Consider the following 11,700-nt stretch of genomic DNA (forward strand, 5'->3'; position numbering starts at 1 on the left):
CTTTTTATTGAATCAAAACTCGATCCACGAAATCGCTAAAGCCAGCAAGCTATCGGGTCACCGTTTGAATATGCTCAACAATGGCTTTCAATCCATTGCCACGTGAAGGGCTTAAATGGGCAATAAGACCTGTTCGCTCAAAATAGTCATCAATATTAAATTGCTGAATTTGCTCCGACGTTTTTCCCTCATAAGCCGCCAGCACAAGAGCAATCAAACCACGAACGATTCTTGCGTCTGAATCGGCGCAAAAATGCCAACAATCACCGTGCTTTTCAGTAACAAACCATACTTGGCTTTCACACCCAGAAATCGTGACAGTATCTGATTTCAACGTTTCAGGCATAGCGGGCAGTTTCTTACCCCATTGAATAACTTGTCGGTAACGGTCTTCCCAGCTTTTAAAACCTTGCATTGTCTCTGCAATGTGCTCGCTAGAAATATCGGTACCAAAAGGGGACGAAGGAAAGTTGCTCATAATATTTGCTGAATTATCCAATTTAAACTGTGTGAGATTATATACCCAAACCCACTCAGGTGAAGGTTCAAAATACCTTTCTACTGTCAGTATAAGAAAGGCTAGCTAGTACAAGAAAACCTAGCCAGAATAAGAAAGCCCAGCATCAACGCTGGGCTTTCTTTTAGAATATAGGTGTTAGGAGCAGTTAGGCTGTTTTCATTCCACGCTGAATCAACTTCTCGACAATTCGCGATACCGCAACAAACCCAAACGTTGCCGTAACAACCGTAGCCGCACCAAAACCGCTGGCACAATCCATACGTTTCGGACCTTCCGCCGTCGACTTAGTGGCGCAAACACTGCCATCAGCTTGTGGGTATTTAAGTTGTTCAGTAGAGAAAACGCACTCAATACCAAACTTGCGTTGCGGGTTTTTAGGAAAATTATGATGGCGACGAAGTGTGTCTTTGATCTTCTTCGCTAACGGGTCTTGAATTGTTTTGGTTAAGTCGGCAACCTGAATTTGTGTTGGGTCCACTTGACCGCCCGCACCACCTGTCGTGACCACTTTAATCTTATTGCTCCGACAAAATGCCAGTAATGCAGCCTTGGCTTTCACACTGTCAATCGCATCCAGTACATAGTCAAAGTCTTTAGTGATGTACTCTTTTAAGTTGTCAGGCGAAATGAAATCATCGATTAAATTCACCTTACACTCTGGGTTAATCAGCTTCACCCTTTCAGCCATTACTTCAATCTTGCTCTGACCAACGGTGCCATTCAATGCATGGATCTGACGGTTAATATTGGTGACACACACGTCATCCATATCGATTAATGTCAGCTCGCCAACCCCCGTTCGGGCAAGCGCTTCTACTGCCCAAGAACCGACACCACCAATACCCACCACACAAACATGAGATGCCCGAAGAATATCGACTTCAGAATACCCGTATAACCGCCTTGTACCACCAAATCGCTGATCGTACTGCTCGGATGCTGGAGGAAGGTTGTCTTGCATGATATGACCTTGTGCAAAGTAGAGTTCAAAAAGAAAGAGTGCGATTTATACGCACTCTTTCTAGAAAAGTCTATACCCAAGTAACCTCAAGATGCTAGGTTCAGCGAGAGTTAACTGGCTTTCAGACAAGGCATCGATTTGAAGATCTAGTGGTTCTAAATCAAGAATCGATAACGCAGTATGAAAGCCAGTTAAACTCGCCCTTGGGAGCCCATATTCTGCCCCACTTCATCGTCTAAGAACTTGGAAAGGACTCGTCATTCCGCTGCGTTCCTGATTTTGAAGTAGAAAGGCTTGAATTGAAACAGAATATGAGGCTCTGAATCCTGCACCTTGAGGTCACTTGGGTATGGCGAGATGCGTTTAGCCTATTCACGCTTTTCAGGAGGCAGTGCCCATGGCGATTGTGTAGGTGACGCTTCTAATCCTAATTTCCACACTCGACCAAAGTGCCTATAGTGCCCCGCTTGTGTTCCGGCTCTTGGTCCCATGCCATGATAAAGGTCGAGGTGGTTCTGTTTTACAGCACCGCCCGTATCCAACACAATCAGCAGCCTCAACTCATGCGCACCACTGAACGTGCCATCCGCATTAAGCAGAGGTACTTCTGCCAAAATAGGGGTTCCCATAGGGAACAAACGTCTATCACCTGCGACAGACGCCATGGGCAGCAATGGAATACCAGCAGTTCCCGTCACCGGAGCCGCCTTTCTAGGTTCAAAGAAAACGTAAGATGGATTTTGTTCCAGTAGCTCGCGAACAACCTCTTCTTCTTGTGCTAATACCCACTCTTTAATGGCTTTCAGCGACATTTTCTCACGAGGTACTTGGTTTCGTTCAATCAAAACCTTACCAATGCTCACATAGGGGTGACCATTTTTTCCGCTATAAGCAAAGTATTCTAATGTGTCATCGTCTTCAAAATGTACAAAGCCACTGCCCTGAACTTCCATAATGAACGGATCAATCATATTGGCTGCGTAACCAAGCTCTAACCCCAACCCATTTAATGCTCCGTCATTGATTTCTGCACGAGTCGGACACTGACCATGACATTCAGGCATTTTGTAAACAGGGTAACGGAACGTGTCGTTAGGCTGGTGCCTAAGCTCTATGACAGGAGAAAAATAGCCCGTAAACAATACATTACCTTGGCTGTCTCCCCCACCAAGCTGCGCAGACTGAATCCCGTAATTTGCGAGCTCACTTGGTTCACCGCTATTGAGCGCCCAAACTGAAAGCTGTTCATACAAAGATTGATAAGTACGTGCCATCGAAGGAGATTTGGATAAAACAGCGTCTGCCTGAGCATCAAACGTAAGAAAGTTTCGGGGCTTGTTCGACTCGATTTGAGCGGTTTGATTCAATGGCGATGAGAATTCACCGTCAAGGTATTGCTGACCGCGTTTTTTAGGTGCAGCACACCCAACAAGAACCAACGCGATACCAAAGCAAAGAAATTTTTTAAACACAAAGACATCCAGACAAAATGATTTGTATCAGCATGGCAAAATATGACGCCATCAGCAACACAAGTCACCCTATTGAGATAGCTAGTTGCTTGAATTTAAGACAGCTGGAGGTGTTGTATTCAAAAATATGGATTCGTAGTGTTCGGGGCGGAGTCGGCGCATTCTGTTGAAACTTTCAGAAATCACGATGAACTCATGCTCAACACCACCGCTTTCGAATTCCAATTCAGTGCCATTAAAACTGAATTTTGACGTCAGCATACGCCCATCACGGTAAATGCCTTCGGGTTTAATGGTATAAGAATCTGACATATAAGGGGCTACATGCTGTTCAACCCAATGACCATAGATGTTCTTTTTGAGGTCTTGTTGTTTTGCATTGTATTCACCGAGTACATGATACAAGGTGACACCTGCGCCAATCGCTACCGTAACAACCAACAATATTGCACGTAAATAATACGACACATCTCGACGCGAACTTCCCCGCAAATTCTTGCTCACTTCACCACTCATACATCTAACATCTCATAACGTGTGCCAAGAATTACAGGTGTGCACTTACTTGTCTATATCAACCCGTCTCTATACCAACGGTCTCGATATCAACACATGTCTATTACCAACAAGTGTCCATTATCAAAATTTTGATAATTTCTTTGATAATTTCATAGTAAGCGCAATTACTGCTGACTTTTCACTCAGTTTAAACCATAGTCTATATGAATTCGCATTGCATGGATCATTATTTGGCACAGTTCCAAATTTTTGATTGAACAAAAAGAAATTTGGCGTCAATATACAGAAAATAAATAATCATAAAATCAGCATAAATAGTCACGGATAGATTAAATAGTGAAGATAAGAAGTACAGCACTAGTAAAAGGGTTTAGACAATCCGCCCCTTATGTTAACGCTCACCGTGGAAAAATCATGGTGATAATGCTGGGTGGAGAAGCATTCGAAGATCAGAATTTTGGCAACATAATTAACGATATCGCACTGCTACATAGCTTAGGGGTAAAGATCGTGTTAGTGCACGGTGCTCGTCCTCAAATTAACCAGTTGCTCGACAAACAAGAACATCGCACTCCTTATCACAAAGGTATTCGTGTTACCGATGAGAACGCCTTAAGCGTTGTTATGCAAGCCGCAGGGCAGTTACAGCTCGCCATTACCGCTCGGCTTTCAATGAGTTTGAATAATACCCCGATGGCCGGCACTCAGTTGAACGTGGCTAGCGGAAACTTTATCGTCGCACAACCTATTGGTGTCGACGATGGCATCGACTATTGCCACAGCGGTCGTATTCGCCGTATCGATACCGAAGGCATTTACAGAACACTTCAGCAGGGATCTATTGTTCTTCTCGGTCCTATTGGGTCGTCCGTTACAGGGGAAAGCTTTAACTTACTTTCAGAAGAAGTGGCTACGCAAGTCGCCATCAAACTCAATGCCGATAAGCTGATTGGTTTCAGTTCTGAGCAAGGCATTACAGACGACGAAGGCAATGTCATTGCCGAACTCTTCCCAGCGGGTGCCCAAGAAATACTTCAACAACGAGTTTCCGATTCGGACGAAGGGCAGAGAGGATCGATTCGCTTCCTTAAGGCTGCTATCGCCGCGTGCAGAGCTGGCGTTCCAAGAAGCCACTTAGTCAGTTACAAACTGGATGGTGCCATTCTACAAGAACTGTTCTCACTCGATGGTATCGGAACTCAAATAGTAATGGCCAGCGCAGAGCAAGTTCGCAGTGCTGATATTGATGATATTGGCGGGATCCTAGACTTGATTCGCCCTCTGGAAGAGCAAGGTATATTGGTTCGTCGGTCACGCGAGCAACTGGAACAAGAGATCCACCAATTTACGATCATAGAGAAAGACGGCATGATCATTGGCTGTGCCGCTCTGTATCCCTTTCTTGAAGACCAAACGGGTGAAATGGCCTGCGTGGCTATACACCCCGATTATCGTGATGGTAACCGCGGTGTTCACTTACTTAAACACATATACAATCAAGCTAAAACGATGGGGCTAGAGAATTTATTTGTGCTCACCACGCGAAGTATTCACTGGTTTAGAGAGCAAGGATTCACCGAAGTCGGCATAGGCGCGTTGCCTGGAGAGAAGCAAGATTTATATAACTACCAGAGACGTTCTAAGATTTTACAACTCCAAGTTATTTAATAGAACCTCGTTCCAATTAATTTCGTTCATAAGCAACTGATTTATAATTAATTGCTAAAAAAAACCGCAAATCGGTTAAAAATTGACTTTTCATATCACATTCTGCTGGTACAATCCCCGCCACTGGAAAGCCATGCTTTCCAGTGCCAAATTCAGTTGAATCATTCTGTTTTACCTTTTAGTTTGCTTTATCGCCTATCAAAAGGTTTTAAACATCAACGTCAAGAATGTTCACTGCCACATGGAGGTTCACTCTAGTACGGAGTCAAATGCTAGGAAGCGAGAGTCCACAACTTGCGAGCATAAACTCAATGAGAACCATTATTTGCAACTCGGCCCAAAGCTTTTGGGATATGGCTGACAACCAGTTTTTGGATGGCAGAGAAGTACACTGCGTTTTTCCAGTAAACGACAGCATGAAACGTTACATACTGTCTTATCAAAATCGTTGTAACATAAGAAACATCTCATTTTCGGAAGTATTCAGTACGAAAATAGATGAAAACAGCAGCGTCAAAGACGTTTTCAAATTCCTAGCACTTGCCGAAGTTTAGGATTTGCAGACCTTAGAAATTTGATGGTCCACCAAGGACGGTGGAGCCAAAAATTCAATCACACTTTCAAACTGTATCTAGCGCCCTACCAATCCAATCGCCCAGCTAACCCACTTGCGCGTAGTGTTTTCACTTTTACCCCTCGATTCATCACATTTCGCTCACCAAACAGATCCAGCTTCTTCTTAGCTCGTGTAATACCGGTATAGATCAACTCTCGCGTTAAAATAGGGCTAAAGCTTGGCGGCAATACCATAATCGTATGTTCAAACTCACTTCCTTGAGATTTATGAATGGTCATAGCATACGCTGTTTCGTGCTCGGGGACTCTACTTGGAAGAACACCTTTCACCGTGCCATCGGGTAATTCAAAGTACACCCTAAGTCTTGGCACTTCTTCAGACTCATCCAGCATACAAATTCCAATATCACCATTATAAAGCCCAAGTGCATGATCATTACGCGTGACCATGACCGGTCTGCCTGGGTACCAAACATCATCGGTGGTTGGTAACTTATTCTGCTTTCTAAGGCTCTGCTCTATTCGATGATTCAACCCGACAAGCCCAAAATCACCTTCACGAATAGCACATAGTAGCCGGCATTCTGAAAACAGTTTTAACACCTGCTTTGCTTTCGCACTGGGTAATTCATCCAGTGAAACTTTGCGGTTGGCCTCTTGCAAATAAGGGGCATAACCTGCTGTAACCATTTTCAGCATCTGCTGATAGGTGTCTTTGTCCAAGTCATAGTGGGCAATATCACCAAACCCTTGCTCCCAAACTTTTTCGACTCGAATGGGATGACCTGAATTGATCGCTTTAGCCAACTGCCCTATGCCAGAACGGGCATCAAAACGGTAGCTTTTTTGCAACATGCACAAACAGTCCACGATGGGTGGGGCTGACGTTGAATGTTGGCGGCTCACTGCATCGTAACCCGTTAACGTAGCGATTTGTTGGCTTTGCGCTGGGCTCATGAACTGTTCACTAAAATCACAGATATCACCTAGCACTGCGCCTGCCTCCACAGAAGCAAGCTGATCTTTATCGCCAAGTAAAATCAGCCTTGCGTTCGGTGGCATCGCATCCACCAGCTTATACATCATAGACAGGTCAACCATTGAAGCTTCATCGACAACCAAAATGTCGAGATGCAATGGGTTGTCTTTATGGTGTCGGAACTCAGCTCGCCCAGGGATCGCACCCAGTAAGCGGTGAATCGTACTCGAATCGGTTGGGATTTGGTCACGGATATTCGGATCTATCGGCAAAACATCCACGGCTTTACCAATGGATTCGGTTAAACGAGCTGCGGCTTTCCCCGTTGGAGCAACCAGTTTAATGTCAGGCACCCCACCTAGGTCACTCCCCTGCTGAACCAAAGCCGCCAACAATTTAGCGACCGTTGTGGTTTTTCCTGTTCCTGGCCCACCAGAAATCACAGCAAAGCGTCTGGTAAGCGCGACAGCAGCAGCCACTTTTTGCCAATTTAAGCACGCAGACTGCGGTACTAAGGCATCCAAACTGCTTAAGTCCGTCACTTTTTTCGCACTCACCAAAACGTTGTCAATCGCATTCCAATCCAATGTTTCCGGTGCAACGACATCTAAGTGATCGCATACCCATTGCTGTCGCATGACCTGATGGCTTTGTTCTGAATGCACTATTGTTGAGAACAAGTATTGGTAACTGCGAGCAAACAAATGATCTAGCGTTGTTTTTAGGCGAGTCGCTTGAGCAGGCTCTAAAACAATGGGCGACATCAAATCGCGCAGCGTCTGACTGAGCACCACCTCGTAATGCCAATAGCGGTGCAGATACAATTTCGCACCATCTAGAATTAAAGGTTTGGCTTCACCGTTTCGTCCGACGACAGGAGAGCTCTCCAACTCTTTTTTCCAATCAATACCCGCGAGTTTTTCTTGTAATAATTGTGCTTGCTCGCCATAAAGGCCAAGGCAAGCTGCAATATCTACTCTGTCCATGGGCACACAAATATGCCCTTTTCCTAATTCAGAACTGGCTAATCCCGCAATAAAAGGCACGGAAAGATTCGAATCAGGCTGTTGAGAGGCAATAAATCGAGCGAATTGATAATCCAGTTGTCGAACTGCTCCTTGAACCGCAAGCTGCTGCATGACATTGAGTAAATCGGTTGTAGGCATGTCGGAGTTTACTGGCTGAGAATCAGACATCTAATGCTTCTCCATCAATGAGCTTATCGAACTGTTCCAAAAAGGCTTGGGAAGGTTTCGCTGAAAAGATCCCGTTATTCGATTGCCCATCCACACCTCGTAAAAAAAGATAATACACACCACCGAAGTGCTGTTCATAGTCATATTGTGCAAGCCGACTTTTTAAGAAGCGGTGCAGTGCCAACGCGTAAATTTGATATTGTAAATCGTATCGGTGATCCGCCATCGCACGCGCCAAATTCTCACCATGGTAGTCGGCGACGGAATCGCCTAAGTGGTTCGATTTCCAGTCGAGGACATAATACTTTCCGTTGTGCTCAAACACGAGATCGATAAAGCCCTTCAACATACCTTTTAAGCGGTGAAAACCTAGATCGCCAGCCTGCTTAGAAAGCGGATCATGTTGGTGAGCCAATTGGTTAAACGTTGGAGCGAGGAGTACATCGATAGGTAATAAGAATTCCATCTCCACCAATAGCTGACTTGGCATTTTGTTCGAAAGTTGGAGCCCTTCCCCATCCAAAGGCGTGTTAAGCACCGTATCTACCAGTAATTCCAATACGGGCTGCCATTCTGGTTCGAGCTGTTCTACTTCCATCAAATGGGCAATAGTTGCACTATTGGCTTCACTGTGCGCGGGTTCGTTGAAAATCACCTCTTCAAATAAAGTATGAAGAAACGTTCCTGGTCTCGCGCCTCTTGGAAAAGTAAATATAGAACGCGCGGGCGCTTCTATTAGGTGTTCTTCCTCTTCAGAAAATGAGTCAATATCAAACCCCGCGATTTCAAAAGACGCATCATGTGAACCGTGCCCTGATTGCTTGACTAACCCCGAGTAACTGCTGATTCTCCATGAGCGATCGATATCTTGCTGTAACTCGCTTGCCGTAAGGACTTCTGCCGCTTCTTTTACTGGTGTATATGGCTGTCCTTGCTGATCAGGTGGCGTATCAATGGTCATGAAATCATGATTATTGGTCACTAAAGCAAGGCACCCCGCTAATTCTTCTGGCGATTTTGGCTCGCCGTTTTGCACTAAATACCCAATGGCGCTTAAATGAAGCCCTGAAGGTCCTTTAGTGGCTCGCCCTTTTCGTATCGGTGTCATACCAATAAAGCAACCATAAACCGCGCGGGTAAGCGCCACGTAAATCAAACGTAAATCTTCCGCTAATCTCTCTTTGTCGGCCAGTTCTAGGGCTTCACTGTTCTTAGTAATGTCTAATACGGTTTTATCCTTCTTTACGTCGTAATACTTGCCTTCACTGGCTTCGCGGTAACTGCTAACAAAAGGAAGAAAGACCAAATCGTATTCCAAGCCTTTGGATTTATGGATGGTGACAATTTGAACCAAATTACGCTCAGACTCCAAACGTTGGATTTGCTCGTCGCTGCCCCCCGTTAAGCCAGACTGAATATCGCTGATGGTTTCAGATAGCCAACGCAGCAAACCGTGATCACTTTCAAGCGACAAACTGGCTTGCTGTAATAGCTCGCCAATGTGCAGCAAATCGGTAATGGTGCGCTCTCCGTTATCTTCTTCCAGTAAGCGCTCTGCCATCATTCGCTTTGACATAACGGAACGAATCATTGGCATTACGCCTCGTTGCTGCCAAAGTTTCCGATACTCCCGAAACTCATTCACCGTATTTTCCCACAGTGTTTCTTCGTTATTTAGGGCATCCAATTCACGAGCGTTCAAAGCGAACAAAGACGATGCCAAACAAGCGCGAAGCGTTTTGTCTTGCTCCGGCGTTAGGACGGCTTGGAGTAGGCGTTGTACATCGTGCGCGACGACACTGTCAAACACGCTGTCTCGGTTAGATAAATACACACTCGCAATGCCTTGATCGGCTAATGCTTCCTTAATTTTTCGCCCTTCCGTACCGGTTCGAACCAAGACAGCAATATCACCAGCTTGCACGTTGTGGCGTTCCCCTCCATTTTCAAACCAAGCTTGTTGCTTATCTGATGCAGTTAACACCGTTTGAATTTGGCTGGCTGTGGCTGACGCCATGACAGAAAGGTAATCCCCTTTCGTTACGGGCTTACCGTCTTCTTCTTCATGCAGCCAAAACCTTAGAGCTGGCTGCTTAACGCCATCCAAAAACCAATGGCTAGAATCGGCTTTCGGGCTGAACTTGACGGGTCTGAACGGAATGTCTTCATCATAAATAAAAGGGGCATCACTGAAGTCGAAAACTCGGTTCACTGCCATGACCATATCGGCACTGGAGCGCCAGTTGGTACCAAGCGTGTAGTGATCTTGCACTTCATTACGGGCTTTAATGTAGGTAAAAATATCTGCGCCACGGAATCCATAGATCGCCTGTTTAGGATCGCCGATCATAAACAAGCCTGTTTGGGGCTGACCTACGTAAATTTGACTGAATATCTGGTACTGAAGCGGGTCCGTATCTTGGAATTCATCGATCATAGCCACCGGATAAAGAGTGCGAATACGCTCAGCCAACAAGTCATCTTCATCGGTATCTAAGGCGGCAGAAAGTTGCGTCAGCAAATCATCGAACGATAACCAATTCTTTCTCTGCTTGGCTTTCGCTAATAGAACACGGCACTCTGCGATCGCGTGCGCCAAAATGGGATCACGCAACGAAACCGACTGCGAGATAAACTCGTCTATCAAATCAAAAACTGGGTGAGTGGGTGGTTCGCCTTTGGGGGTCTTTTCGTTCAGCGTCGTCTGACTGAATTTTTCCAGCTTATCGGGAAAAACGTAATCCACTGTTGGGCTTGCTGCCCAAATAGCGACTTGTTCTAGCCAAGTAGGCAGCGATTTTTTGGTGTAGCTGCGCTTGTTTACATCTGAACTTGATATCAGGTCTTGTAGATCGTCTTGCGCCGCTCGCCATTGCGCTTTGAGTTCATCGATTTTACTTAAATTCTGTTGATGCAGATCCGCAATATTTGTTGAAAGAGGCGCGACCGTCAGTTCAATATCTGCACCCGTTAAGTGTCGGGATACATCGTTAAGAAGCGCTGAAGGTGCCCCCCAGATCTTCCCGATCTCGGCAGCAAGATTCATCGGTAATGGATAAAACTGCCTACGCCAATAATCGGCAACGACTTGAGCTTTGAGCTGAGTTTCGTCGGTAACAAATTCGTTGTTAAATCGGCTGCCCGATTCAAAGGCATTTTGAGTCAACATGCGCTGGCAAAAGCCGTGAATGGTATAGATGGCGGCTTCGTCCATCTGGCGTTCAGCCTGAAGCAATATTTTTGCGGCTTCTTTGTGATCCGAAATGGCGTTTAACAAGGGCTGGATAACGGGATCTATTTTTTTATCATTTGAAGAAGCCCCACCACGAGAAAACGCCAAACGTGCGTCGTGAATTTTTGCGCGGATACGATCTCTCAGCTCTGCCGTGGCAGCTTCTGTAAAGGTCACGACCAATATTTGATCAACAGTCAATTGGCAGGGATGTGAAGTGCCACTCTCACCATGACCAAGAAGTAGACGTAGATACAGCCCCGCAATGGTGAACGTTTTCCCTGTTCCCGCAGAGGCCTCTATTAATCGGGCACCGTGCAAGGGGAAATCCATTGGTGACAAAACACTCGCTTGTTGAGGTTTTGAATCAGATTGGCTAGTCATATGTCGTCGATTCCGCCTAATAATTTGTGATCAAACACTTATTTTGCAATTTATAATTAACTTTAAAGATCAAAATAGATCAGGTTGAGACTTGCTTCACGGTTCAGGCTACCTGCTGTGGTTAGTATCCCTGCCACAGAATTGTGGTCACCTCTGACCCTGTGGTCGCACAGCGAACGCCCTACAAATAACA

Annotated in this window: 8 protein-coding genes; 2 read left to right on the forward strand and 6 right to left on the reverse strand. The window is 45.5% G+C overall.

The genetic code is table 11. The features are described 5' to 3' along the window. Positions 1 to 49 precede the first annotated feature (49 nt). From csdE to CW749_RS15400, 4 genes are all read right to left on the reverse strand, one after another. A complete protein-coding gene (csdE, locus tag CW749_RS15385; protein WP_101113155.1) occupies positions 50 to 478 on the reverse strand; it encodes a cysteine desulfurase sulfur acceptor subunit CsdE in 429 nt (142 codons plus the stop codon). Between the two features lie 187 nt (positions 479 to 665). Continuing rightward, positions 666 to 1,481, reverse strand: coding sequence for a tRNA cyclic N6-threonylcarbamoyladenosine(37) synthase TcdA (tcdA, locus tag CW749_RS15390; protein ID WP_101113156.1), 816 nt, complete (start codon positions 1,479 to 1,481; stop codon positions 666 to 668). 368 nt (positions 1,482 to 1,849) lie between these two features. Then, positions 1,850 to 2,953, reverse strand: a complete 1,104-nt coding sequence (gene mltA / locus CW749_RS15395) for a murein transglycosylase A (protein ID WP_101113157.1) — start codon at positions 2,951 to 2,953, stop codon at positions 1,850 to 1,852. Between the two features lie 81 nt (positions 2,954 to 3,034). Continuing rightward, positions 3,035 to 3,457, reverse strand: a complete 423-nt coding sequence (locus tag CW749_RS15400; RefSeq protein WP_180958420.1) for a DUF2850 domain-containing protein — start codon at positions 3,455 to 3,457, stop codon at positions 3,035 to 3,037. A 351-nt stretch (positions 3,458 to 3,808) separates the two neighbouring features. Between CW749_RS15400 and argA the strand changes: the two genes are divergently transcribed. Both argA and CW749_RS28215 read left to right on the forward strand, forming a co-directional pair. Then, a complete protein-coding gene (gene argA, locus CW749_RS15405) occupies positions 3,809 to 5,140 on the forward strand; it encodes an amino-acid N-acetyltransferase (protein ID WP_101113159.1) in 1,332 nt (443 codons plus the stop codon). 269 nt (positions 5,141 to 5,409) lie between these two features. Beyond that, positions 5,410 to 5,694, forward strand: coding sequence for a hypothetical protein (locus CW749_RS28215; protein ID WP_237322475.1), 285 nt, complete (start codon positions 5,410 to 5,412; stop codon positions 5,692 to 5,694). A gap of 85 nt (positions 5,695 to 5,779) precedes the next feature. Here the strand turns inward: CW749_RS28215 and recD are convergent, their stop codons facing one another. Together recD and recB are read right to left on the reverse strand one after the other, a co-directional pair. Next, complete coding sequence (recD, locus tag CW749_RS15410; RefSeq protein ID WP_101113160.1) at positions 5,780 to 7,891, reverse strand: exodeoxyribonuclease V subunit alpha; 2,112 nt, start codon at positions 7,889 to 7,891, stop codon at positions 5,780 to 5,782. Then, positions 7,884 to 11,507 carry an exodeoxyribonuclease V subunit beta gene (gene recB, locus CW749_RS15415; protein ID WP_101113161.1) on the reverse strand — a complete coding sequence of 1,208 codons (3,624 nt, stop codon included), beginning with the start codon at positions 11,505 to 11,507 and terminating at the stop codon, positions 7,884 to 7,886. Before recB ends, recD begins: the two co-directional genes overlap by 8 nt. Positions 11,508 to 11,700: the final 193 nt, after the last annotated feature.

It is taken from the genome of Vibrio sp. vnigr-6D03 (genome assembly GCF_002835515.1).
Lineage (GTDB): Bacteria > Pseudomonadota > Gammaproteobacteria > Enterobacterales > Vibrionaceae > Vibrio > Vibrio penaeicida.

Bases quoted from the DNA above. Each gene is read 5' to 3' on its own strand.
- csdE (WP_101113155.1), bottom strand. From the start codon at position 478: ATGAGCAACTTTCCTTCGTCCCCTTTTGGTACCGATATTTCTAGCGAG.
- tcdA (WP_101113156.1), bottom strand. From the start codon at position 1,481: ATGCAAGACAACCTTCCTCCAGCATCCGAGCAGTACGATCAGCGATTT.
- CW749_RS28215 (WP_237322475.1), top strand. From the start codon at position 5,410: ATGCTAGGAAGCGAGAGTCCACAACTTGCGAGCATAAACTCAATGAGA.
- recD (WP_101113160.1), bottom strand. From the start codon at position 7,891: ATGTCTGATTCTCAGCCAGTAAACTCCGACATGCCTACAACCGATTTA.
- recB (WP_101113161.1), bottom strand. From the start codon at position 11,507: ATGACTAGCCAATCTGATTCAAAACCTCAACAAGCGAGTGTTTTGTCA.